24 protein-coding genes, 1 pseudogene and 1 other annotated feature are annotated in these 25,358 nt (G+C 43.7%); all 25 genes and pseudogenes read left to right on the top strand.

Features of this window, described 5'->3' with window-relative positions; genetic code table 11:
• Positions 1-11: 11 nt before the first annotated feature.
• Positions 12-2,399 (top strand): annotated as a pseudogene (locus AC3IPL_RS10085) (ATP-dependent Clp protease ATP-binding subunit); the annotation flags it as partial.
• 175 nt (positions 2,400-2,574) lie between these two features.
• Complete coding sequence (radA, locus tag AC3IPL_RS10080; RefSeq protein ID WP_489240925.1) at positions 2,575-3,939, top strand: DNA repair protein RadA; 1,365 nt, start codon at positions 2,575-2,577, stop codon at positions 3,937-3,939.
• A gap of 17 nt (positions 3,940-3,956) precedes the next feature.
• Positions 3,957-5,009: a PIN/TRAM domain-containing protein gene (locus AC3IPL_RS10075; RefSeq protein ID WP_489240924.1), complete on the top strand. Its 1,053-nt coding sequence runs from the start codon at positions 3,957-3,959 to the stop codon at positions 5,007-5,009.
• Positions 5,009-5,692 carry a 2-C-methyl-D-erythritol 4-phosphate cytidylyltransferase gene (gene ispD, locus AC3IPL_RS10070; protein ID WP_489240923.1) on the top strand — a complete coding sequence of 228 codons (684 nt, stop codon included), beginning with the start codon at positions 5,009-5,011 and terminating at the stop codon, positions 5,690-5,692. The genes AC3IPL_RS10075 and ispD overlap by 1 nt, the downstream gene beginning before the upstream one ends.
• Complete coding sequence (gene ispF, locus AC3IPL_RS10065) at positions 5,685-6,164, top strand: 2-C-methyl-D-erythritol 2,4-cyclodiphosphate synthase (protein ID WP_489240922.1); 480 nt, start codon at positions 5,685-5,687, stop codon at positions 6,162-6,164. The genes ispD and ispF overlap by 8 nt, the downstream gene beginning before the upstream one ends.
• Positions 6,165-6,179: 15 nt before the next feature.
• Positions 6,180-7,634 (top strand): glutamate--tRNA ligase, encoded by a 1,455-nt coding sequence (gene gltX, locus AC3IPL_RS10060; protein ID WP_489240921.1) that lies wholly within the window; start codon positions 6,180-6,182, stop codon positions 7,632-7,634.
• A gap of 256 nt (positions 7,635-7,890) precedes the next feature.
• Entirely contained in the window at positions 7,891-8,532 is a 642-nt protein-coding gene (gene cysE, locus AC3IPL_RS10055) for a serine O-acetyltransferase (protein ID WP_489240920.1), read from the top strand.
• Positions 8,516-9,910 carry a cysteine--tRNA ligase gene (gene cysS / locus AC3IPL_RS10050; protein WP_489240919.1) on the top strand — a complete coding sequence of 465 codons (1,395 nt, stop codon included), beginning with the start codon at positions 8,516-8,518 and terminating at the stop codon, positions 9,908-9,910. Before cysE ends, cysS begins: the two co-directional genes overlap by 17 nt.
• Positions 9,903-10,304, top strand: a complete 402-nt coding sequence (locus AC3IPL_RS10045; protein WP_489240918.1) for a Mini-ribonuclease 3 — start codon at positions 9,903-9,905, stop codon at positions 10,302-10,304. The genes cysS and AC3IPL_RS10045 overlap by 8 nt, the downstream gene beginning before the upstream one ends.
• Positions 10,301-11,035, top strand: a complete 735-nt coding sequence (gene rlmB, locus AC3IPL_RS10040; RefSeq protein WP_489240917.1) for a 23S rRNA (guanosine(2251)-2'-O)-methyltransferase RlmB — start codon at positions 10,301-10,303, stop codon at positions 11,033-11,035. The genes AC3IPL_RS10045 and rlmB overlap by 4 nt, the downstream gene beginning before the upstream one ends.
• Positions 11,035-11,556 (top strand): NYN domain-containing protein, encoded by a 522-nt coding sequence (locus AC3IPL_RS10035; protein ID WP_489240916.1) that lies wholly within the window; start codon positions 11,035-11,037, stop codon positions 11,554-11,556. The genes rlmB and AC3IPL_RS10035 overlap by 1 nt, the downstream gene beginning before the upstream one ends.
• A gap of 82 nt (positions 11,557-11,638) precedes the next feature.
• A complete protein-coding gene (locus AC3IPL_RS10030) occupies positions 11,639-12,259 on the top strand; it encodes a sigma factor (protein WP_489240915.1) in 621 nt (206 codons plus the stop codon).
• A gap of 57 nt (positions 12,260-12,316) precedes the next feature.
• The gene (gene rpmG / locus AC3IPL_RS10025) at positions 12,317-12,448 is read left to right on the top strand and encodes a 50S ribosomal protein L33 (protein WP_489242348.1); all 132 of its coding nucleotides are present in this window, start codon (positions 12,317-12,319) and stop codon (positions 12,446-12,448) included.
• 11 nt (positions 12,449-12,459) lie between these two features.
• A complete protein-coding gene (gene secE / locus AC3IPL_RS10020) occupies positions 12,460-12,636 on the top strand; it encodes a preprotein translocase subunit SecE (protein ID WP_149459296.1) in 177 nt (58 codons plus the stop codon).
• An 11-nt stretch (positions 12,637-12,647) separates the two neighbouring features.
• Positions 12,648-13,193 (top strand): transcription termination/antitermination protein NusG, encoded by a 546-nt coding sequence (nusG, locus tag AC3IPL_RS10015; RefSeq protein WP_489240914.1) that lies wholly within the window; start codon positions 12,648-12,650, stop codon positions 13,191-13,193.
• Positions 13,194-13,346: 153 nt separating this feature from the next.
• Positions 13,347-13,769, top strand: coding sequence for a 50S ribosomal protein L11 (gene rplK / locus AC3IPL_RS10010; protein ID WP_133418118.1), 423 nt, complete (start codon positions 13,347-13,349; stop codon positions 13,767-13,769).
• A 107-nt stretch (positions 13,770-13,876) separates the two neighbouring features.
• Positions 13,877-14,572 (top strand): 50S ribosomal protein L1, encoded by a 696-nt coding sequence (gene rplA, locus AC3IPL_RS10005; protein ID WP_489240913.1) that lies wholly within the window; start codon positions 13,877-13,879, stop codon positions 14,570-14,572.
• Positions 14,573-14,606: 34 nt separating this feature from the next.
• Positions 14,607-14,733: a sequence feature (ribosomal protein L10 leader region), on the top strand.
• A gap of 35 nt (positions 14,734-14,768) precedes the next feature.
• The gene (gene rplJ, locus AC3IPL_RS10000; RefSeq protein ID WP_489240912.1) at positions 14,769-15,332 is read left to right on the top strand and encodes a 50S ribosomal protein L10; all 564 of its coding nucleotides are present in this window, start codon (positions 14,769-14,771) and stop codon (positions 15,330-15,332) included.
• Between the two features lie 31 nt (positions 15,333-15,363).
• The gene (rplL, locus tag AC3IPL_RS09995) at positions 15,364-15,732 is read left to right on the top strand and encodes a 50S ribosomal protein L7/L12 (RefSeq protein ID WP_489242347.1); all 369 of its coding nucleotides are present in this window, start codon (positions 15,364-15,366) and stop codon (positions 15,730-15,732) included.
• A gap of 69 nt (positions 15,733-15,801) precedes the next feature.
• Entirely contained in the window at positions 15,802-16,398 is a 597-nt protein-coding gene (locus AC3IPL_RS09990; RefSeq protein ID WP_489240911.1) for a class I SAM-dependent methyltransferase, read from the top strand.
• Positions 16,399-16,590: 192 nt separating this feature from the next.
• Positions 16,591-20,130, top strand: coding sequence for a DNA-directed RNA polymerase subunit beta (rpoB, locus tag AC3IPL_RS09985; protein WP_489240910.1), 3,540 nt, complete (start codon positions 16,591-16,593; stop codon positions 20,128-20,130).
• A gap of 56 nt (positions 20,131-20,186) precedes the next feature.
• The gene (gene rpoC / locus AC3IPL_RS09980) at positions 20,187-23,804 is read left to right on the top strand and encodes a DNA-directed RNA polymerase subunit beta' (protein WP_489240909.1); all 3,618 of its coding nucleotides are present in this window, start codon (positions 20,187-20,189) and stop codon (positions 23,802-23,804) included.
• Positions 23,805-23,979: 175 nt separating this feature from the next.
• Positions 23,980-24,234: a ribosomal L7Ae/L30e/S12e/Gadd45 family protein gene (locus AC3IPL_RS09975; protein WP_489240908.1), complete on the top strand. Its 255-nt coding sequence runs from the start codon at positions 23,980-23,982 to the stop codon at positions 24,232-24,234.
• An 88-nt stretch (positions 24,235-24,322) separates the two neighbouring features.
• Positions 24,323-24,742, top strand: coding sequence for a 30S ribosomal protein S12 (gene rpsL / locus AC3IPL_RS09970; RefSeq protein WP_133418110.1), 420 nt, complete (start codon positions 24,323-24,325; stop codon positions 24,740-24,742).
• Positions 24,743-24,821: 79 nt separating this feature from the next.
• The gene (rpsG, locus tag AC3IPL_RS09965; RefSeq protein WP_133443661.1) at positions 24,822-25,292 is read left to right on the top strand and encodes a 30S ribosomal protein S7; all 471 of its coding nucleotides are present in this window, start codon (positions 24,822-24,824) and stop codon (positions 25,290-25,292) included.
• Positions 25,293-25,358 lie beyond the last annotated feature (66 nt).

Raw genomic sequence — 25,358 nt, 5'->3', positions numbered from 1 at the left:
GGAGGACATATATCGTGTTTGGAAAATTAACAGAACGTGCGCAGCGAGTGCTTGCTCATGCGCAGGAAGAAGCGATTAGATTACAGCATAATAATATTGGTACAGAGCACTTACTGTTAGGTCTTGTCAAAGAGCCTGAAGGTATTGCTGCAAAAGTACTGGCGACATTCGATGTCACTGAAGAAAAGATCATCACTGAAGTAGAACAGTTGATCGGTCACGGTTCTGAAATGTCAGGAACTATTCAATATACACCACGAGCTAAGAAAGTCATTGAACTGTCATTGGATGAAGCACGCAAACTTAACCATTCATTCGTGGGTACAGAGCATATTTTACTAGGTCTGATCCGCGAGAACGAAGGCGTTGCAGCACGCGTCTTAGCAAACCTTGACTTGAATATTACAAAAGCACGTGCACAAGTCGTGAAATTACTAGGCAGCCCCGAAATGAGCGCTAAAAACTCACAATCTGCTAAATCACAGGCCACACCAACACTTGATGGTCTGGCACGCGATTTGACAGTCATCGCTAAAGACGGAACGCTGGATCCAGTTATCGGACGCAGCAGCGAAATCATGAGAGTGATTGAAGTATTAAGCCGTCGGACGAAGAACAATCCAGTACTGATCGGTGAGCCCGGGGTCGGTAAAACAGCAATCGTCGAAGGTCTGGCACAAGCTATCGTCAACAACGAAGTACCGGAAACATTGAAGGACAAACGTGTGATGAGTCTTGATATGGGAACTGTCGTTGCTGGGACTAAATACCGCGGTGAATTCGAAGAACGTCTGAAAAAAGTCATGGAAGAAATCCATTCTGCAGGGAATATTATTCTATTTATCGATGAACTTCATACATTGATCGGTGCAGGCGGTGCGGAAGGTGCCATCGATGCTTCGAATATTTTAAAACCAGCGCTTGCCCGCGGCGAACTTCAATGTATCGGTGCGACAACGCTCGAAGAATACCGCAAATATATCGAGAAAGATGCGGCGCTTGAACGTCGTTTCCAACCGGTTACAGTCAACGAACCGAATGTTGAAGACGCCATTGAAATCGTCAAAGGTCTTCGCGACCGCTACGAAGCTCACCATAGAATTACGATTACAGACGAAGCACTGGAAGCAGCCGTCAAAATGAGTGACCGCTACATTTCTGACCGCTTCCTGCCTGATAAAGCCATCGACTTAATCGATGAAGCAGGGTCAAAAGTCAGACTGCGTAACCATATTACACCGCCAAGCTTAAAAGAGATGGAAACAGAGCTTGAACAGGTCAAAAAAGAAAAAGACTCAGCTGTTCATTCTCAGGAATTCGAACAAGCTGCAGCACTTCGCGATAAACAATCCAAGCTTGAACAACAGCTGGATGAAACGAAAAAAGAATGGAAAAAAGCGCAGGGTCAGACTGAATCATCAGTAACAGCAGATGATATTGCAATGGTTGTTGCCCAGTGGACAGGTATTCCATTGAACAAAATCGCTGAAACTGAATCAGCAAAACTATTAAATCTTGAAGAAATCCTGCATGACCGTGTCATTGGTCAGTCTGATGCGGTGGAATCTATTTCAAAAGCTGTGCGTCGTGCACGGGCCGGCCTGAAAGATCCGAAGCGTCCAATCGGCAGCTTCATCTTCTTAGGACCAACCGGGGTCGGTAAGACAGAGCTTGCGAAAGCACTTGCTGAAGCGATGTTCGGTGAAGAAGATGCGATGATTCGTGTCGACATGAGTGAGTTCATGGAGAAACATAGTGTGTCACGTTTAGTCGGTTCACCTCCAGGATATGTCGGTCATGAAGAAGGCGGTCAGCTGACTGAGAAAGTACGTCGTAAACCTTACTCAGTTATTTTGTTCGATGAGATCGAAAAAGCCCATCCGGATGTCTTCAACATGCTGCTGCAAGTACTGGACGATGGTCGCCTGACAGATTCACAGGGCCGTACAGTTGATTTCCGTAATACGGTGATCATTATGACTTCGAACGTCGGTGCACAGGAACTGAAAGACAGCAAGTTTGTCGGTTTCGGTGCAAGTGATGTCGGTCCGGATTACGAAACAATCCGTAAAACGATGATGGATGAACTGAAAAACCAGTTCCGTCCTGAGTTTTTGAACCGCGTGGATGATATCATCGTCTTCCATAAGCTCGAAAAAGATCACTTGAAAAAAATTGTCACATTGATGGTTGAAGATCTTGCCAAACGTCTGAAAGAACAGGATATCGTCATTACTTTGACAGATGCTGCAAAAGAAAAAGTGGCTGAGGAAGGTTATGACCCTGAATATGGTGCAAGACCGCTGGCACGTTCAATTCAGAAAAACATTGAAGATAAATTGTCAGAAGAGCTGTTAAAAGGTGAAACGCTCGCAGGGCAGGACATCGTCATCGATTACAAAGACGAAGCGTTCACTATCGACAAAAAAGAGCGAGTGGCTGAAGAAATATAAATGATTTCCAGTTAAATGTTAACATGGGACAATGCCCTTAATGCTATTGCATTAGGGGTTTTATTGTATTGACCGATGAAACAGTTTACAATAATAACATATTGAATCAGGAGGAACTTTTTTGGCGAAAACGAAATCAACGTTTGAATGCATGGCCTGCGGATATCAGTCTCCTAAATGGATGGGCAAATGTCCGAACTGCGGTGCATGGAACCAGATGGAAGAAGTAATAGAACACAAAGCCAAAGGACCGAAGACGGCAATTACTGAATCATCCTCTACTGAACGCGTAGAGAAATTGAAGAATATCACTAAAGAAAGCACTCCCCGCTCAACAACATATATCCGCGAATTTGACCGCGTACTCGGCGGTGGAATTGTACCGGGTTCCCTTATTCTTATAGGTGGAGACCCTGGAATTGGTAAATCTACATTGCTGCTTCAAGTATGTGCACTGCTCTCAAAAGAGAATTCCGTCTTATATATCTCTGGTGAAGAATCTGTCAGACAGACAAAGCTGCGAGCTGACCGGTTGAAAGAAGATGCGGGCGAACTAAGCGTCTATGCAGAAACGAATCTTCAAGTCATTCATGAAACAGTGAAGAAGACTGAACCGAAGTTTCTTGTCATCGATTCGATACAGACCATATTCCATCCGGAAGTGACTTCAGCACCGGGCTCTGTCTCTCAAGTAAGAGAGTGTACACAGGAATTGATGCGTATGGCGAAGCAATTGAACATCGCCACATTTATCGTCGGGCACGTGACTAAGGAAGGTCAGATCGCAGGACCCCGGCTGCTCGAACATATGGTGGATACGGTGCTGTATTTTGAAGGAGACACACATCACAGCTACCGTATATTGCGGGCGGTGAAGAACCGTTTTGGCTCAACGAATGAGATGGGTATATTTGAGATGCGGAATACGGGTCTGAATGAAGTGCTGAATCCGTCAGAGATGTTTCTTGAGGAACGAACGAAGAATGTTGCAGGGTCAACTATTGTTGCGACGATGGAAGGAACCCGTCCGCTGCTTGTCGAAGTGCAGGCACTGGTCACACCGACGACATTTCATAATCCAAGACGAATGGCAACAGGCATTGATCATAACCGCTTAAGTCTATTGATGGCAGTGCTTGAGAAGAAGCAGGGGCTGTTACTGCAGCAGCAGGATGCTTACATCAAAGTGGCGGGCGGAGTCAAACTGGATGAACCGGCTGTCGATTTAAGTGTCGTCGTCAGTATTGCATCCAGTTTTAATGACAAGGCGACGCGCGGTGACGACTGCTTCATCGGAGAAGTAGGGCTGACAGGTGAAGTGAGACGTGTAGCACGGATTGAGCAGCGCGTTCAGGAAGCGGCGAAACTCGGCTTCAAGCGTGTCGTCATTCCGAAGAACAACATCGGCGGCTGGGATTTCCCTGACGGCATTGAAGTCATCGGCATTACGAATATTTCTGAAGCATTGAAACTAGCATTTAGCTAATATAAGGAGGTGACGCTATGCTTAAAAGGTTAATAGTTCTGTTATTCATTATCATTGGTGCATCACTTGGTATTTATTTGATCCCTGAAGTCGTTAAATTATTTGATCTGAACGTTCCTTCTCTTGTCGTCAATAATTACGTTGACGGTGCTATCGGTATCATTGTCTTTTTATTGTTGTTTTACTGGTTGATTGATAAGGTCGTGGCGATGGTTGAGGCAGGCGAAGGGTTACTGTTGAAACGTAATTTTATGGAGATTATTTTTGCGACGATCGGCATGATGATGGGTCTGATGATAGCGTCCATGATCAGTCTGATATTCAATACGATGGGCTTCCCGCTATTGAAAAATACCATTCCTATCGTCCTGGCTGTTATTCTCGGCTACTTAGGATTTCAAGTAGGCCTCAAAAAGCGTGAAGAGATTCAAAGTCTGCTCCCTGAAAGGTTTCAGGGCAGTAAGCGCAAAGTAACTGACGCAGTGAAATTGCTGGATACATCTGCAATTATTGACGGACGTATTTTAAATATCGTCAAATGTGGTTTTATTGACGGGACGATCATCGTACCGCAGGGGGTTCTTGACGAACTCCAGTTAATAGCAGACTCAACAGACGGTTTGAAGCGGGACAAAGGACAGCGAGGGCTTGATATTCTCAATGAATTAAAGAAGACCGGCCATCCCGTAAAGTTTCATCCGGGGCATGATGAGATCAAAGAGGTCGACCAGCTGCTGGTCAAGATGGCTTCTGAATCAAACGCAAGTGTCATTACGACGGATTATAATTTGAACAAAGTCTGCCAAGTGCAGGGCATCAAAGTACTCAATGTCAACGATCTGTCTGAAGCAATTAAGCCGGTCGTTCAGCAGGGAGATCGTTTCAAACTGCTGATCACTAAAGCAGGGAAGGAAGAAAACCAAGGGGTCGGCTATTTGGAAGATGGCACAATGGTTGTTCTTGAACACGGCAAAAATTTTATCAACCAAGAGAAGCTGGTTGAAGTGCAGTCTATTTTACAGACATCATCCGGACGTATTATTTTTACAAAGAAAGTAGCAGATAAGTAATGTATACAGTAATTATTCCCGCAGCTGGACAAGGTAAGAGAATGGGTTATGGACACAACAAAGTCTTTCTTGAAGTGGGTGGTGTCCCAGTCATCAGACGTACTGTAGCAGCTTTCCAGAGTCATGAGCAGTGCGGTGCCATCTATGTTGCAGCACAAGAAGACGAAATAACGCAGCTGACTGAACTGCTGAGCGATTTCCCGAAAGTGCAAGGGATAATAGCAGGGGGCAGTGAGCGGCAGTACAGTATAGACAATGTGCTGAGAGAGATTGAAGAAGTGGCCGTCGTCATGGTTCATGACGGTGCACGTCCCTTGATTTCACATGAAACATTGAACCATCTATACGAAGGTGCTCTGCAGCATCAAGCGGTCATTGCAGCAGTACGTGCCAAAGATACTATTAAAATGATCGATAACGGCCAGGTGGTAAATACGCCGGACCGCAGCAGGATGTGGCTCGTTCAGACGCCGCAAGCTTTTGCTTATCATGTGCTGACAGCAGCCTATCAACGTGCAGCAGCTGATGGCTATTTAGGTACGGATGATGCATCGCTTGTAGAACGGACAGGTCTTCCTGTTCATATCGTTGAGAGCAGTTATGATAATATTAAACTGACAACACCGGAAGATTTATATTTTGCAGAAGCAATTTTGAGAAAGCGGGAGGAATCGGATGTTTAGAGTAGGATTCGGCTATGATGTTCATCAGCTGGCAGAAGATAGGAAGTTAATCATCGGCGGCCTTGAGATCCCTCATGAAAAAGGGCTGCTCGGCCACAGCGATGCAGATGTACTGCTGCACGCAATTACTGATGCGATGCTCGGAGCAGCAGCATTAGGAGATATCGGTAAGCTGTTTCCGGATACCGATGCAGCGTTCAAAGATGCAGATTCTAAAATTCTGCTCAAGGAATCTTTTAAGGAAGTCAAAGCGAAAGGTTATACTATCGGTAATATTGATGCGACCATTGTAGCGGAACGACCGAAGTTCAGACCCCATATTGATGACATGCGCAGCATCATCAGTGAGCTGCTGGAAGTAGATGTCGATCAAGTCAATGTTAAAGCGACGACTTCTGAGAAGATGGGCTTTTTAGGAAGGGAAGAGGGAATTGCTGCACAAGCTGTGGTATTATTAACGAAGAATAATTAAATTGGAGTGACAAACATGGATAAAGTAAGAGTGAGATATGCACCTTCACCTACAGGTTTCCTTCATATCGGTAATGCACGTACAGCATTATTCAACTATTTATTTGCAAAACATCACGGCGGTGCTTTCATCGTCCGCATTGAAGATACAGATACGGCACGTAATGTAGAAGGCGGCGAGGAGTCACAGCTTCGCTACCTCAAATGGTTAGGACTTGAATGGGACGAATCCGTTGATAAAGACGGCGGTTACGGGCCGTATCGCCAATCAGAACGTGCTGACATCTACAATCCGATTATTGAGCAGCTACTGGCTGAAGACAAAGCTTATCGATGCTATATGACATCTGAAGAGCTGGAAGCTGAGCGCGAAGCACAGATTGCCCGCGGTGAGATGCCGAGATACGGTGGACAGCATGCGCACTTGACAGAAGAAGAGGAAGCAGCATTTGTTGCTGAAGGCCGTCAGCCAAGTATTCGTTTCCGTGTACCGAAAGACAAAGTTTATACATTCAATGATATGGTCAAAGGCGAAGTTTCATTTGAATCCAATGGTATCGGTGACTGGGTCATCGTGAAAAAAGATGGCATCCCGACTTATAATTTCGCGGTAGCGGTGGATGACCACTTCATGGCGATTAGTCACGTGATCCGCGGTGATGATCATATTTCCAATACACCGAAGCAGATGATGATCTACGAAGCGCTGGGCTATGACGTTCCAGTATTCGGCCATATGACACTCATCGTCAATGAAGACCGCAAAAAATTATCTAAGCGTGACGGTTCTATCATTCAGTTCATCGAGCAGTACCATGATCTTGGTTATCTGCCGGAAGCGTTGTTCAACTTCATCGGACTGCTGGGCTGGTCGCCGGTCGGAGAAGAAGAAATCTTCTCAAAAGACCAGTTCATCGAGATGTTCGACGAAAACCGTCTGAGCAAATCGCCGGCATTCTTCGACAAAGTGAAGCTTGCCTGGATTAACAACCAGTACATGAAAGAGAAAGACCTGGATACAGTGTTTGAAATGACATTGCCGCACATGAAAAAAGCAGGGCTGATTACTGAAAATCCGACACCTGAAGCGTTGACTTGGGCGAAAGGCCTAGTTGAACTGTATCAGCAGCAGATGAGCTATGCTGGTGAAATTGTGGAACTGTCTGAACTGTTCTTCAAAGAAGAGCTGACATTGAACGATGAGGCAGCAGAAGTGGTAAACGGTGAGCAGGTTCCTGAACTGATGCGTGCGTTGACTGCACAGCTTGAAGCACTGGAAATATTTGATGCAGCGTCTGTCAAAGCAGCTATTAAAGCAGTTCAGAAAGAAACAGGCATCAAGGGTAAAAACTTATTCATGCCGATTCGTGTCGCTGTATCAGGACAGACGCATGGTCCAGAACTGCCGAACACGATTGAACTGCTGGGGCGCGAAAAAGTGCTGGCACGTATTGCACCTTACTGTGCTTAAGTGCTTGATATTTAATCAAAACCCCTTATAATAGAACTTAATCAGGAAGACATAGTAAATCGTGCCATACCAATAGAGAGCATCCGGCTGGTGAAAGGGTGTGATGACACGGTTGAATGCACCTTCCGTTGTTTAATTTCATAACTTGATGAGTGAATGATAATAATCATTAATGAAGAGTGGAACCGTGTTTATATTAGGCACCTCTGACGTTTGTCAGGGGTGTCTTTATCTTTTATGGGAAGAGAGGATACCGATGTTCACAAGAATTAAAGACGACATTGCGATGGTCTTCGAACAGGATCCCGCAGCCCGCAGCAGCCTGGAAGTTTTCCTGACTTATTCAGGGCTGCATGCTGTATGGTGGCATTTAGTCGCACATTGGTTTTATAACAGACGATGGTTTTTTGCAGCGAGATTCATCAGCCAGATGTCGCGCTTTTTCACAGGCATTGAAATACATCCGGGTGCGAAGATAGGCCGACGACTGTTTATTGATCACGGCATGGGTGTTGTGATCGGTGAGACGTGTACGATCGGCAGCAATGTCACCATCTATCAAGGCGTGACCCTTGGGGGTACAGGAAAAGAGAAAGGGAAGCGGCACCCTGACATTGGAGACAACGTGTTGATTGCAGCAGGAGCTAAAGTGCTTGGTAACATTAAAGTAGGGAGTAATGTCAATATCGGTTCGAACTCCGTCGTGCTGAAAGATGTGCCGGGCTGTACGACAGTCGTAGGGATTCCGGGCAGAATCGTCAGACAATGCGGCCAGAAGGTAGGTAAAAGTTTTGAGCATACAGACCTGCCGGATCCGATTTTTGAAAAATTAGTAGAACTGGAACGTCAAATAGAAGCGACAAGAAATGGAGAGATTAAAGATGATTACGTTATATAATACACTGACGCGTAAAAAAGAACCGTTTGTACCGATTGAAGAAGGCAAAGTGAAGATGTATGTCTGCGGTCCGACCGTCTATAACTACATCCATATCGGTAATGCACGTCCGGCTATCAGCTTTGATGTCGTTCGCAGATATCTAGAATACAAAGGCTATGACGTGAACTATGTCTCTAACTTCACAGATGTCGATGACAAGCTCATTCGTGCAGCTAATCAGCTCGGCGAAACAGTGCCTGAAGTAGCGGACCGTTTCATTGAGGCCTACTTCGAAGATACTCACGCATTAAATTGTAAGACGGCGACAGCGCACCCACGGGTGATGGACCATATGGATGATATCATTGATTTCATTCAAGTACTGATTGACAAAGGCTATGCCTATGCCAATCAAGGGGATGTCTATTACAGAACCCGCAAATTTGATGAATACGGAAAACTGAGTCAGCAGTCGATTGATGAGCTGAAAATCGGCGCTCGTATTCAGCAGGGTGAACTGAAGGAAGATGCTCTGGACTTCGCATTATGGAAAGCGGCAAAACCAGATGAAATCAAGTGGCAGAGCCCGTGGGGGGAAGGTCGTCCAGGCTGGCACATCGAATGTTCTGTCATGGCACGTAAACATCTGGGCGATACAATCGATATTCACGCAGGCGGCAGTGATCTTACGTTCCCGCACCACGAAAACGAAATCGCACAGTCAGAAGCGCATAATGACAAGACATTTGCCCATTACTGGCTGCACAATGGTTTCATCAATATCGACAATGAAAAGATGAGTAAATCACTCGGTAACTTCATTCTTGTCCATGATATCATCAAAGAAATTGACCCTAATGTCCTGCGTTTCTTTATGATCAGCGTGCATTACCGTCATCCGATCAACTACAATATGGAACTCGTCGATGCAGCGAAGACAGGTCTTGAGAGAATTCAGAATGCCTATCAGTCCCTTGTCGAAAGAAAGAATATTTCTGTTGATATTGCAGACCATCATGAGGTCATCGCTGACATAGATCATATACTCGCTAAGTTTGAAGAAGCGATGGATGATGATTTCAATACGGCCAACGCGGTGACGAGCTGGTATGAGCTCGCGAAGCTTGCGAATGTCTATAACGCGAATACATCGACTGACTTGTCCGTCATTAAACGTTTTATTGAAGTGTTTGATATTATGAGCGATGTCCTCGGCGTGAATTTACAGGCGGACAATGGCCTGCTGGACGAAGAGGTCGAGCGTCTGATTGAAGAACGTCAGACGGCCCGTGCCAGCAAAGACTTCAAACGCGCCGATGAAATCCGCGACCTGCTGAAAGAGCAGAACATCATTCTTGAAGATACAGCACAAGGAGTGCGTTTCCGCCGTGGTTAACGCTGCTCATCTCCATAATCCGCTGACACTCGCCTATTTAGGAGATGCGATATTAGACCTCCATGTCAGACAGCATGTCATACTAAAATTGAAGGCGAAACCGAATGCTCTGCACCGCGCTGCAACGTTCTATGTATCAGCGAAGAGCCAGGCACAGACGTTCGATGCACTCGTTGACGCACAGTATTTCACTGAGCAGGAATTGGATGTATTGATGCGCGGGCGCAACGCGAAAAGCCATACGAAAGCAAAAAATACAGATGTGGTCACTTATAAGAAGAGCACAGGGCTTGAAGCGGTCATCGGCTACTTGCAGCTGGCAGGAGAAGAAGAACGGCTGAAAGAACTGCTCGACAAAATAGTGGCGCTATGTGAAGAGAGGGAACTGAAATGAACGAAGATATTATCGTCGGCAGACATGCGGTGAAGAGTGCCGTGTCATCTGACCGCGAGATCAACAAAGTGTTTATTCAGGAAGGCATCAACAAACAGCAGATCAGGCCCATTCTCGACCTGCTGAAAGAACGGAAAATCATGGTTCAGCAAGTGCCGAAAAGCAAACTGGATCAGATGAGTGATGTACCGCATCAAGGGATTGCGGCACAGATTTCACCGTATGACTACACCGAGCTTGAAGACTTCTTGGAGACAGTAAAGGATAAGACAGCGACTGTCATGATTCTGGACGGCCTGGAAGACCCGCATAATCTCGGTTCTATCATCAGAACAGCAGATGCAATCGGTGTGGATGGGATTATTATCCCGAAACGACGTTCTGTGACGCTGAATTCAACAGTTGTCAAAGCATCGACCGGGGCGATTGAATATGTGCCGGTGATGCGCGTCACTAATTTGGCGCAGACGATCGATCGACTGAAAGAGGCGGGATTCTGGATCTGCGGCACTGACGCTGGGAAATCAGTGGATTACCGGAGAATGGCTGCGGATATGCCGCTTGCTGTAGTCATCGGTTCTGAAGGTGAAGGGATGAGCAGATTAGTCAAAGAAAAATGTGATTTTCTTGTGCACTTGCCGATGGTCGGTCATGTCAACAGCTTGAACGCCTCAGTGGCTGCAGCGCTATTGATGTATGAAGTCTATAGAAAGCGCAACAGTATCGACTGATGAAGGAATTCTATATCATAGTTGATGGTTACAATGTCATCGGGCAAAGCGACCGGCTGAAAGCTATCGCACTGGAATCATTGGAAGAAGCAAGGAAAACACTGCTTTTAGATCTCGTCAACTATAATGCAAGACAGCAGGGTGAACTGATCTGCGTGTTTGATGCTTACGATGTGAAACGCGGAGAGTTCATTGAACTATTTCACGGCATCAAAGTCATCTTCTCAAAAGAGAAGGAAACTGCGGACTCGGTCATCGAGCGTCTCGTCTATGAGCTGTACGATAAGCACATTACACGAATTACAGTCGTGACAAGTGATTTATCTGAGCAGCATGCTATTTTTGGAACTGGGGCACTGCGCGTGTCGTCACGTGAATTTTTAAGTGAACTCGATGAAGAGAAGGAACTGCTGGATAAAGACATCAAGAAAATGAACACATTCAAACCAAGGACAAGAATCGATATCGATGAAGAGACGAAATTTAGACTCGAACGGCTCAGACGTGGACTTGATGAGTAAATTTATTATTTCAGCAGCACGGCTTGTCGGTAGTTACGTGACGTTGTACACTGAAGTTAATACTAATAAGGGGTGTTAACTTTTGTTCAGAGCGCTGACATTCGTTCTGTTTGAGACAGAAGAACGTTACGAGACGAAGACGGATGAACAGCTTGTCGCTGACATTCAAGCAGGGGATGAACGATCTTTTGAACGGCTCGTTGTCCGTATGAGACTATTGATTTTGACGTATGTCAGACGGCATCAGATGGATGATGACGAGCTGTATCAGGAGGCATTGATTCTGCTTCACCAGGCAGCTGTTGACTATGATCAGCTGAAATGCGATACGTTTAAACCTTATTATCTAAGGCTGCTGCGCTTTCGGATGATTGACTGGGCGAGAAAAGAGCGCAGTCGTCAGAAGGTGGCGATGGTCAGTCTTGATGCGCCGCTGTCAGAAGATGAGAGCAGAACATTAATCGATGAGCTGAACGACTATTCCCAACTATCACCTGAAGAAGTCAGCATCTATAATGAACTCTCTAGTCAGTTGGATCCAGTGACACTCGGCCTCAGTCCGCTGGAGCATCGCATGGCAAAACATCTGCTGAGCGGTCTGACAATTGAAGAGATTTGTGTGCTTGAAGACCGGACGGAACGCATCATCCGGAATGCACATCAGAGACTAAAACACAAAGTGCTGAGTCAGTTGATGCGTTGACAACTGAACCTTTACTTTGTATATTAAATAGGATTAAGGTGAACCCAATTGAAAAAAGTGGCATTAAATTGTTCGGTTTGCGGCAGTCGCAATTACACGGTGGCAAAAAAAGATTCAACGATTCGCATGACACTTAAAAAGTATTGCAAAACATGTGATCAACATACGATTCATAAGGAATCTCTATAGGAGGCATCAGCATGCAGAAAGAGAACTTCTTCCAAGGCGTCGTTTCCGAAATGAAGAAGACGTCATGGCCGACTGGCAAAGAAGTAGTACGTGATACAACGATCGTTGTGCTCACCGTATTGTTTTTTATTTTATTTTTCTTTGCAGTGGACCTTGGTATCACAGAACTTATCAAGTTAATTAATTAAGGAGGCACATTATGTCTGAAGAAACTACAAAACATTGGTATGCAGTCCATACCTACTCCGGATATGAAAACAAAGTAAAGGACAATCTGGAGAAGCGTCTGGAGTCAATGAATATGCAGGACCAAATCTTCCGCGTTGTGATTCCTGAAGAAGAAGAAACAACGATTAAAGATGGCAAAAAGAAAACATCACTGAAAAAAACATTCCCGGGGTACGTGCTTGTTGAACTCGTGATGACTGACGAATCATGGTACGTCGTACGTAATACACCAGGTGTTACAGGATTCGTAGGATCTGCCGGCGCAGGATCGAAACCTAATCCATTGTTACCGGATGAAGCACGTTTCATCCTGAAATCAATGGGAATGGCTGAAAAAACTATTGATGTGGAACTTGAAGTCGGTGAACAGGTGCGTGTAACATCTGGACCGTTCACGAACCAAGTCGGTGAAATTAAAGAACTGGATGCTGAAAAATACAAATTGACAGTGCTGGTTGATATGTTCGGCCGTGAAACACCCGTAGAAGTAGAGTTTGATCAAGTCGAGAAATTATAATCTATCGTTTTAAAAAAAACAGTAAAAATACACTTGCCAAGCGGCTCTAAAAATGCTATTATTTTAGGGTCGTGCTATTAGCATGCGTGTTTGAGTGGGAGGGTAAATCTCATACCCTGTGACCACATCACGATATTATAGGAGGTGCACATCGTGGCTAAAAAAGTAATCAAAGTTGTTAAATTGCAAATCCCTGCAGGTAAAGCTAATCCAGCTCCACCGGTTGGTCCAGCATTAGGTCAAGCGGGTGTAAACATTATGGGATTCTGTAAAGAATTTAACGCACGTACTCAAGAACAAGCAGGTTTAATCATTCCAGTTGAAATTTCTGTATTTGAAGACCGTTCATTTACATTTATCACTAAAACTCCACCTGCAGCAGTATTACTGAAAAAAGCAGCTAAAGTTGAAAAAGGTTCAGGCGAACCTAATAAAAACAAAGTGGCTACAGTAACTGAAGATCAAGTACGTCAAATTGCTGAAGAAAAAATGGAAGACTTGAACGCAGCAAGCGTTGAAGCAGCAATGCGTATTATCGCAGGTACAGCTCGCAGCATGGGATTTGAAATCAAATAATAAACGTTTTTAAGCAGACGTCATGACGTCTGCTCTTGCATTGTCATCCGGCATTGCATACGTGGGAGGACATTCCGCTAAAACCACTATAAGGAGGAAAATAAACAATGGCTAAAAAAGGTAAAAAGTATCAAGAAGCCGCTCAAAAAGTTGATCGTAACTCTTTCTACTCAGTAGAAGAAGCAATCAAACTTGCGAAAGAAACAAGCACAGTGAACTTCGACGCTTCTGTTGAAGTGGCATTCCGTCTAGGAATCGATACACGTAAAAATGATCAGCAGATCCGTGGTGCAGTTGTACTGCCAAACGGTACTGGTAAAACACAACGCGTCTTAGTATTCGCTAAAGGCGAAAAATTAAAAGAAGCTGAAGCAGCAGGTGCTGACTACGCTGGTGACACTGAATACATCAACAAAATCAACCAAGGTTGGTTCGACTTCGATGTAATCGTTGCAACACCTGATATGATGGGTGAAGTGGGTAAACTTGGACGTGTCTTAGGACCTAAAGGTTTAATGCCAAACCCTAAAACAGGCACTGTAACAATGGACGTTACTAAAGCAGTTCAAGAAATCAAAGCAGGTAAAGTAGAATACCGTGCTGAGAAATCTGGTATCGTACATGCAGCTATCGGTAAAGTATCATTTGACGACGCTAAATTAGTTGAAAACTTCAATGCGCTTAAAGACGTGTTAGCTAAAGCTAAACCAGCATCATCTAAAGGTACTTACTTCAAAACAGTTGCAGTTTCAACAACAATGGGCCCTGGTATTAAAGTAGACCCAAACGAAATTCGTAACTAATTAATATTGACAGATTACAAACTACACGTTATAGTGTAGTTTGTGTTCATAACCTAAGACAGCAGGGGCTGCGTGCTTAATCATCCTGCCGAGGTGAAAATTGACTTGATAACGTTCAAGCACTTTTTGCCATAGGTGAAAAGTGCTTTTTTAATTCTTATTAGAAAAGCACGAAAATCTAAATGGAGGTGTCATCATGTCTAAAGCAGTTGAACTTAAACAACAACAAACTGATGTGATCACTGAGCAGTTTAAAAACTCAGTATCTACAATCATTGTTGACTATCGTGGTTTAACAGTTGCTCAAGTAACTGAACTACGTAAACAACTTCGTGAAGCAGGCATCGAATTCCGCGTATACAAAAATACGCTCGTACGTCGTGCTGCTGAAGCTGCGGGTGTTGAAGGAATTGAAGAATTCTTAACTGGCCCTAATGCGATCGCGTTCTCTAACGAGGAAGTTGTTGCACCTGCTAAAATTATTGCTGATTTCGCGAAAACAAACGAGAAATTAGAAATTAAAGCAGGTATCATCGAAGGTAAAGTGACTTCTGAAGCAGAAGTTAAAGCAATCGCTTCACTTCCTTCAAAAGAAGGTCTTATCTCAATGGTTCTTTCAGTATTACAAGCACCAATGAGAAACTTCGCTTATGCTGTTAAAGCAGTCGGCGAACAAAAAGAAACAGGCACAGAAGCAGCAGCACCAGCTGAAGCTCCTGAAGCAGAAGTAACTGAAACATCTGAAACAACAGAAGCTTAAAATAAACTATTAAAAAAACGGAGGAAATATAATCATGACTAAAGAACAAATCATCGACGCGATTAAAGAAATGTCAGTTTTAGAATTAAACGACTTAGTAAAAGCTATTGAAGAAGAATTTGGTGTAACAGCAGCAGCTCCTGTAGCAGCAGCTGGTGCAGCTGGTGGCGCTGACGCTGCAGCTGAACAAACTGAATTCAACGTAGAATTAGTATCTGCGGGCGCTTCAAAAATTAAAGTTGTTAAAGCTGTTAAAGAAGCAACTGGTCTTGGCTTGAAAGACGCTAAAGACTTAGTAGACAACGCTCCTAAAACAGTTAAAGAAGCTGTTTCTAAAGAAGAAGCTGAAGAATTAAAAGCTAAATTAGAAGAAGCAGGCGCAACTGTAGAAGTTAAATAGTTTGTCACTTCCATTTAAAACCCGTTATTATTGATAACGGGTTTCTTTTTTTACGAAGGAGGATTGATGATGAGTCATTATTATAGTGAAGAACAGGATGTTGAATCAAATCCGTCCGTGTTCACTTATCGTTATGAAGATTATAGCCTTGAGTTGAAGACAGATAGTGGTGTGTTCTCTAAAGGTAGTATTGATTACGGTTCAAATGTCCTCATCAATGCATTTCTGAAAGAACAGTCTTATCCGCGGATACTTGATGTCGGCTGCGGCTACGGGCCGATTGGTCTGATGATCGCCAAAGTTCATCCGGAAAGTACAGTTGATATGGTCGATGTCAACACACGTGCACTTAATCTGGCAGAAGAGAATCGCCGGGTGAATCTCATCGACAACGCAGTCATCTACAAGAGCGATGCACTTGATGCCGTCGAGCAGTCATTTGATGCAATCCTGACCAACCCGCCGATTCGTGCAGGTAAAGACGTTGTATCCAGAATTCTCGACCAAAGTTATGACTGCTTAAATGTTGGCGGTGCGCTGTTTGTTGTTATTCAGAAGAAGCAGGGCATGCCGTCAGCTAAGAAACGCATGGGTGGGCTGTTCGGCAACGTAGAGGTTGTCACTAAAGACAAAGGCTATTATATTTTAAAAAGTGTCAAAGGTTGACCTAATCATGTCAATCTGTTATAGTAATAGAATGTAAAAATTTAAATTCAATAAGTGTGTACTTTTCTAGCTCAAATTTGGCAGAACTAAGTCGATAAAAAAACGAAAATGGGGTTTATTTTGATTCCGTTTTCTTTTTGTCTTATGTCTGTCGGAGAGTAAGGTAACCACAATTTTTGAGGGGTGAATCTGTTGACAGGTCAACTTATCCAGTATGGACGACATCGCAAACGTAGAAGTTACGCGCGTATCTCCGAAATTTTAGAACTACCGAACTTAATTGAGATTCAAACTAAATCTTATGAATGGTTCCTTAAAGAAGGCCTTCTTGAAATGTTTCGCGACATTTCTCCGATCGAAGACTTCACAGGTAATCTTTCATTAGAATTCGTCGATTATAAATTGGGTGAACCCAAATATGATTTAGATGAAGCCAAAAATCATGATGCAACTTACTCTAAGCCACTTCGTGTAAAAGTTAGACTGATCATCAAAGAGACTGGTGAAGTCAAAGAACAGGATGTCTTCATGGGTGATTTCCCAATCATGACGGACACAGGTACTTTCGTGATTAATGGTGCGGAACGTGTTATCGTTTCTCAATTAGTGCGGTCACCATCTGTTTATTTCAACGACAAAGTTGATAAGAACGGTAAAGTAAGTTTTGGTGCAACAGTTATCCCTAACCGTGGTGCTTGGCTGGAATATGAAACAGACGCGAAAGACGTTGTATTTGTTCGTATCGACCGCACGCGTAAATTACCGATCACGGTATTACTACGTGCGTTAGGTTTCTCATCAGATCAAGAGATTATCGATCTATTAGGTGAGAGCGAATACTTGCGTAATGCATTAGATAAAGACAACACAGATTCAGTTGAATCAGCATTGCTCGAAATATATGAGCGTTTACGCCCAGGTGAGCCGCCAACAGTGGAAAATGCGCGAAGCCTACTGTATTCTCGTTTCTTCGACCCAAAACGCTATGATTTAGCAAGCGTCGGTCGTTACAAAATGAATAAAAAACTTCACTTAAAACACCGCCTGTTCAATCAGACACTCGCTGAGCCGATTGTTGATGTGGAATCCGGTGAAATTGTTGCTGACGAAGGGACAGTTCTTGACCGTCGTAACCTTGACAGCATCATGGAAGTTCTTGAAAACAATGCAAACCGCAAAGTCTTTGACTTGGATAACGGTTTATTAGACGAGCCTGTAGAAGTTCAATCAGTTAAAGTCTACATCCCTGGCGATGAAGAAAAACGCACAACGACAGTCATCGGTAATGCATTCCCTGATGATGAAGTGAAATGCATCACGCCGGCAGATATCGTTGCTTCTATCAGCTATTTCTTCAACTTGCTGCATGGTGTCGGCGATACAGATGATATCGACCATTTAGGTAACCGTCGTCTACGTTCAGTAGGTGAATTGCTGCAGAACCAGTTCCGTATCGGTCTATCTCGTATGGAACGTGTTGTTCGCGAACGTATGAGTATTCAGGATACAGAATCTATTACGCCGCAGCAGTTGATCAATATTCGTCCAGTCATTGCATCTACTAAAGAATTCTTTGGCAGCTCTCAATTATCACAGTTCATGGACCAGGCGAATCCATTGGCAGAGTTAACGCACAAACGTCGTCTATCTGCATTAGGACCCGGTGGTTTAACGCGTGAACGTGCTGGTATGGAAGTACGTGACGTTCACTATTCTCACTACGGTCGTATGTGTCCGATTGAAACACCTGAGGGACCAAACATCGGTTTGATCAACTCATTATCAAGTTATGCACGTGTGAACGAGTTCGGTTTCATCGAAACACCTTACCGTAAAGTAGATCCAGAAACTAATCAAGTCACATCACAGATCGACTACTTAACAGCAGACGAAGAAGATGCTTACGTCGTCGCTCAGGCGAATGCACGTCTTGATGACAACGGCAGCTTCATCGACGAAGAAATCGTCTGTCGTTTCCGCGGGGACAATACAACAATGCCTCGTGAACGGATGGACTACATGGATGTATCACCGAAGCAGGTTGTCTCTGCTGCGACAGCATGTATCCCATTCTTAGAAAACGATGACTCAAACCGTGCCTTGATGGGTGCGAACATGCAGCGTCAAGCAGTACCGTTGATGATTCCGGAAGCACCATTTGTTGGTACAGGTATGGAACACGTTGCTGCCCGTGACTCTGGTGCAGCAGTCGTTGCTAAATATAAAGGTCGTGTGGAACACGTTGAAGCACGTCAGATCAAAGTACGCCGTATCGTTGAAGAAAACGGCAAAGAAATCGAAACAGATTTAGATGTATACAAATTATCTAAATTCGTACGTTCTAACTCAGGAACATGTTACAACCAGCGTCCAATCATCGCTGTTGGTGATGTTGTGACTAAAGGTGAAATCTTAGCAGATGGTCCTTCTATGGAACTTGGTGAGATGGCACTTGGTCGTAACGTCGTTGTCGGCTTCATGACTTGGGATGGTTATAACTACGAGGATGCGGTTATCATGAGCGAACGTCTCGTGAAAGACGACGTCTATACATCTATTCATATTGAAGAATATGAATCAGAAGCACGTGATACTAAACTCGGACCTGAAGAAATTACGCGTGACATTCCTAACGTCTCTGACAATGCACTCAAGAACTTAGATGATCGTGGTATCGTCTATGTCGGAGCAGAAGTTAAAGACGGAGATATCCTGGTCGGTAAAGTGACACCTAAAGGAGTTACTGAATTGACTGCTGAAGAGCGCCTGTTACATGCAATCTTCGGTGAAAAAGCACGTGAAGTCCGCGATACTTCACTTCGTGTCCCTCATGGTGCCGGTGGTATCGTTCTTGACGTCAAAGTCTTCAACCGTGAAGACGGAGATGAATTATCTCCTGGTGTTAACCAGTTAGTCCGTGTATACATCGTCCAAAAACGTAAAATTCACGTCGGAGATAAAATGTGTGGTCGTCACGGTAATAAAGGGGTTATCTCTCGTATTTTACCAGAAGAAGATATGCCATTTATGCCTGACGGTACGCCGATTGACATCATGTTGAATCCACTTGGGGTGCCATCGCGTATGAACATCGGTCAAGTACTTGAACTGCACTTGGGTATGGCTGCAAAACAATTAGGTCTGCACGTTGCTTCTCCAGTATTTGACGGAGCAAACGATGAAGATGTATGGACGACTATCGAAGAAGCGGGTATGGCCCGTGACGGTAAGACTGTTCTTTATGACGGTCGTACAGGTGAACCATTCGATAACCGTGTTTCTGTCGGTGTCATGTACATGCTGAAACTTGCACACATGGTTGATGACAAACTTCATGCACGTTCTACTGGTCCTTACTCATTAGTAACTCAGCAACCATTGGGTGGTAAAGCACAATTCGGTGGACAACGTTTCGGTGAGATGGAAGTATGGGCACTTGAAGCTTACGGTGCTGCTTATACATTACAGGAAATCCTGACTTACAAATCAGATGATACTGTCGGTCGTGTGAAAACATACGAAGCGATTGTTAAAGGCGAAAACATCCCTAAACCAGGTGTTCCTGAATCATTCCGCGTATTGATGAAAGAATTACAAAGTTTAGGTCTGGATGTTAAAGTCATGGACAACAAAGACGAAGAAATCGAAATGCGTGATCTTGAAGATGACGACTTCATCGATAACAAAATCAATCTTGATAAACAGCAGGAAGCTGAAATCACTGAAAAGTAACAGTCTGACGAAATGCTTATGGGCATTATTAATATAAAACTTGAGGAGGTAGGGCTTTGATTGATGTAAATAACTTTCATTACATGAAGATAGGTCTCGCTTCACCTGAAAAAATCCGTTCTTGGAGTTTTGGTGAAGTTAAAAAGCCAGAAACAATTAACTACCGTACATTAAAACCGGAAAGAGACGGTTTATTCTGTGAGAAGATTTTCGGTCCGACAAAAGACTGGGAATGTAGCTGTGGTAAATACAAACGTGTGAGATATAAAGGGATGGTCTGTGACCGTTGTGGCGTAGAGGTTACTAAATCCAAAGTACGTCGTGAACGTATGGGCCACATCGAACTTGCTGCACCTGTTTCTCACATCTGGTATTTCAAAGGCATTCCAAGCCGTATGGGCTTATTACTTGATATCTCTCCTCGCTCTCTTGAAGAAGTCATCTACTTTGCATCTTATGTTGTAGTTGATCCAGGCCCAACAGGTCTTGAAAAAAAATCATTGCTATCTGAACGTGAATACCGTGAGTATTATGATAAATTCCCGGGTCAGTTCACTGCGAAGATGGGTGCTGAAGCAATCAAAGATCTATTGATGTCAATCGACCTGGACGCAGAACTCAAAGCACTTCGCGAAGAGTTAGAATCTGCGACAGGTCAACGTTTAACAAGAGCAATCAAACGTCTTGAAGTCGTAGAATCATTCCGTAACTCAGGCAATGATCCATCATGGATGATTTTAGATGTGCTGCCGATTATTCCACCGGAAATCCGTCCGATGGTTCAATTGGACGGCGGACGTTTTGCGACAAGTGACTTGAACGATTTATATCGACGTGTCATCAACCGTAACAACCGTCTGAAACGCTTATTGGATTTAGGTGCGCCTGGCATTATCGTCCAGAACGAAAAACGGATGCTGCAAGAAGCGGTCGATGCGTTGATCGATAATGGTCGCCGTGGTCGTCCGGTCACTGGACCAGGTAACCGTCCATTGAAATCACTGTCTCATATGCTGAAAGGGAAACAAGGTCGTTTCCGTCAGAACTTACTTGGTAAACGTGTGGACTACTCTGGTCGTTCAGTTATCGTTGTAGGTCCAAACTTGAAAATGTATCAATGTGGTCTTCCTAAAGAAATGGCACTTGAATTATTCAAACCATTTGTCATGAAAGAACTCGTTGAACGTGAAATCGCTACAAACATCAAAAATGCTAAAAGTAAAATCGAGCGTATGGATGCTGAAGTATGGGATGTATTAGAAGATGTCATCCGTGAACATCCAGTTCTCCTAAACCGTGCACCGACGCTTCACAGATTAGGTATTCAGGCCTTTGAACCGACCCTTGTAGAAGGGCGCGCGATCCGTCTGCATCCGCTTGTAACAACTGCTTACAATGCCGATTTCGATGGTGACCAAATGGCCGTTCACGTTCCGTTATCTAAAGAAGCCCAGGCAGAAGCACGTATGCTGATGCTTGCTGCACAGAACATCTTAAATCCTAAAGATGGTAAACCAGTTGTTACACCATCTCAGGATATGGTACTTGGTAACTACTACTTGACGCTTGAGCGTAAAGGTTCAATCGGTGAAGGTAAGATCTTCAACGATGCGAACGAAGTTCTCATGGCTTATACAAACAGCTATGTTCACTTACACTCACGTATCGCAGTAAGAGCAGGTTCATTCAACAATCCTACATTCACTGAACAGCAGAACAACCAGCTTCTTGTAACTACTGTAGGTAAAGTCATATTCAATGAAATCATGCCGGAATCATTCCCTTACATCAATGAACCATCATTGACTAATCTGGAAGAAAAAACACCAGAGCAGTATTTCATCAATGCGACTGACTTAACAGAAGAAGGTCTGCTGAAATATTTAGAAGAGACACCACTTGTCAAACCATTCAATAAGAAATTCCTTGGACAAGTCATCGCAGAAGTATTCAACAAGTTCCACTTCACAGATACATCAACAATGCTTGATAGAATGAAAGACTTAGGATTCAAATATTCTTCACGTGCAGGTATTACTGTAGGGGTATCTGACATCGTCGTATTACCTGACAAACAGGAAATCATCAGCGCAGCTGAAGAAAAAGTCGATAAAGTAACGAAACAGTTCACACGTGGTTTAATCACTGAAAGCGAACGTTACGCCGCAGTTATCGATATTTGGACAAAAGCAAAAGATGAAATCCAGGCGAAACTGATGAATTCTCTTGATAACTTGAACCCAATCTTCATGATGAGTGATTCTGGTGCCCGTGGTAACGCATCTAACTTCACGCAGCTTGCGGGTATGCGTGGTCTGATGGCCAACCCGGCTGGACGTATCATCGAGTTACCTATTAAATCTTCATTCCGTGAAGGTCTGACAGTACTTGAATACTTCATCTCAACACACGGTGCGCGTAAAGGTCTTGCCGATACAGCACTGAAAACAGCTGACTCAGGATACTTGACACGTCGTCTTGTAGACGTGGCACAAGATGTCATCGTCCGCGAAGCAGACTGTGGAACAGACCGTGGTCTTTTAGTCTCTGCTATCCGTGAGGGTTCAGAGTTAATCGAGCCATTCATTGAACGTTTAGAAGGACGTTATTCTCGTGAGACATTACGTCACCCAGAGACAAAAGATATCCTTGTTAAATCAAATGAACTGATCACTCCTGAAATCGCAAAAGCAATCGTCGATGCAGGAATCGAAGAAATGCATATCCGTTCAGCATTTACTTGTAATACGCGTCACGGTGTCTGTGAGAAATGTTACGGTAAAAACTTGGCAACAGGTGAGAAAGTTGAAGTCGGTGAAGCAGTCGGAACAATCGCTGCGCAATCGATCGGTGAGCCGGGTACACAGCTTACAATGCGTACTTTCCATACAGGTGGGGTAGCCGGAGCCGACATCACACAAGGTTTACCGCGTATCCAGGAGCTATTCGAAGCGCGTAACCCTAAAGGTCAGGCGATCATCTCTGAAATCAATGGTGAAGTCATTGAAATCAACATCGTCAAAGACCGTATGCAGGAAATCAAAGTGAAAGGCGAGAACGAAGTTCGTCCTTACTTAGCGCCTGCAACAGCGCGTCTGAAAGTGGAAATCGGTTCTAAAGTCAGCCGTGGTGAAGTAATGACAGAAGGTTCTATCGAGCCGAAAGAATTACTTGCTGTTGCCGGCTTGAACGCAACACAAAAATACTTGCTGAAAGAAGTTCAGAAAGTTTACCGTATGCAAGGGGTAGAAATCTCTGATAAACACGTTGAAGTGATGGTTCGTCAAATGCTGCGTAAAGTACGTATCATCGAAGCTGGAGACACAAACTTATTACCAGGTGCATTAGTAGATATTCACGTATTTACAGATGCTAACCGCGTCGTGTTCCAGAACAGAAAACGCCCTGCAACTGCAAAACCTGTGTTACTTGGTATTACTAAAGCATCGCTTGAAACAGAAAGTTTCTTATCAGCGGCTTCATTCCAGGAAACAACACGTGTGTTAACAGATGCTGCAATCAAAGGTAAACGTGATGACTTACTTGGTCTTAAAGAGAATGTTATCATCGGTAAATTAATTCCTGCGGGCACAGGTATGAGACGCTATTCAGGCGTTGAGTACGAAAAAGGCACGCCGGATTTTGAACCGGAAGAAGCATTTGTAACAGAATAATCATCAACCGGATCCGTGCAAAGGATCCGGTTTTTTATTCATTAGAACAATGACTGCAACTGACAGCGATTCAATCAAAAATATTGGTGATTTTATCTGCTGTACATTGTTGACACTGTCTGTGATAGGTGGTAAAATAATTAAGGTTGATGCAGAAGCGCTTTGGAGGATTTCCATGTCTAATGAAAAAGTTCATTCTAATCAATATGTAGTGGGTCTTAAGGAAACTCTTAAGGCATTGAAGGAATATCGCGTACAGTCACTTGTGATTGCTAAGGATGTTCAAATCCACTTATTAACCGATGTCCTGTTGATGGCACATCAGCAGCAACTTCCAATAACGTATAGCGATTCTAGTCGATCGCTGGGCGATGAATTTGGAATTCAAGTGAAAGCGACAGTCGCTGCTCATTTGAAAAGTGGTTTGTAAGCCGCTAATCTTACAAAAATTTTTATTTACCCAAAAAATGAACCACCTGGATGTGTGGAATTAAAGAACAGAGAGGAGGACAATTAAAATGCCTACTATTAACCAATTAGTTAAGAAGCCTCGTACTTCTAAAATTAAAAAATCAACTGCACCTGCATTGAACAAAGGTTATAACAGTCATAAGAAAAAAGCTACTGATGTTGCATCTCCACAAAAACGTGGTGTTTGTACTCGTGTAGGTACTATGACTCCTAAAAAACCTAACTCAGCGTTACGTAAATATGCACGTGTGCGTTTATCAAATAATATCGAAGTTAATGCTTACATTCCTGGTATCGGCCACAACTTACAAGAACACAGTGTTGTACTTATTCGTGGTGGACGTGTAAAAGACTTACCAGGGGTACGTTACCACATCGTTCGTGGTGCGTTAGATACTTCAGGTGTTGACGGTCGTATGCAAAGCCGTTCTTTATACGGTGCTAAAAAACCTAAAGCTAAAAAATAATATTTCATTTATGTAAATATTACTGTCCTGCTAGACACTAAAACAGCAAACAAATATACTGTGAAAGGAGGATATACTCATGCCTCGTAAAGGTCCTGTTGCTAAAAGAGACGTATTACCGGATCCAATTCATAATTCGAAATTGGTTACTAAATTAATCAACAAAATCATGATTGATGGTAAACGTGGTACTGCTCAAAAAATTCTTTATTCAGCATTTGACTTAGTTCAAGAACGTTCAGGTCGTGATGCTATGGAAGTTTTTGAAGAAGCGATCAACAACATCATGCCTGTATTAGAAGTTAAAGCTCGTCGTGTTGGGGGTTCTAACTACCAAGTACCTGTAGAAGTACGCGCTGAGCGTCGTACAACTTTAGGATTACGCTGGTTAGTCAACTACTCACGTCTTCGTGGTGAAAAAACTATGGAAGAGCGTTTAGCTAACGAAATTCTTGATGCTGCTAACAACACTGGTGGTGCTGTTAAAAAGCGTGAAGATACACACAAAATGGCGGAAGCAAATAAAGCATTTGCTCACTACCGTTGGTAAGAAGAAAGTGAACCATAGGCATCTGCAATTTATTGCTGTACCTATGGTATCTTTCTAAATATAAAC

This window comes from Macrococcus sp. GL_134, from assembly GCF_057834705.1.
Note: the sequence above shows the minus strand (reverse complement) of the source record. Positions and strands in the feature narration are given on the sequence as shown.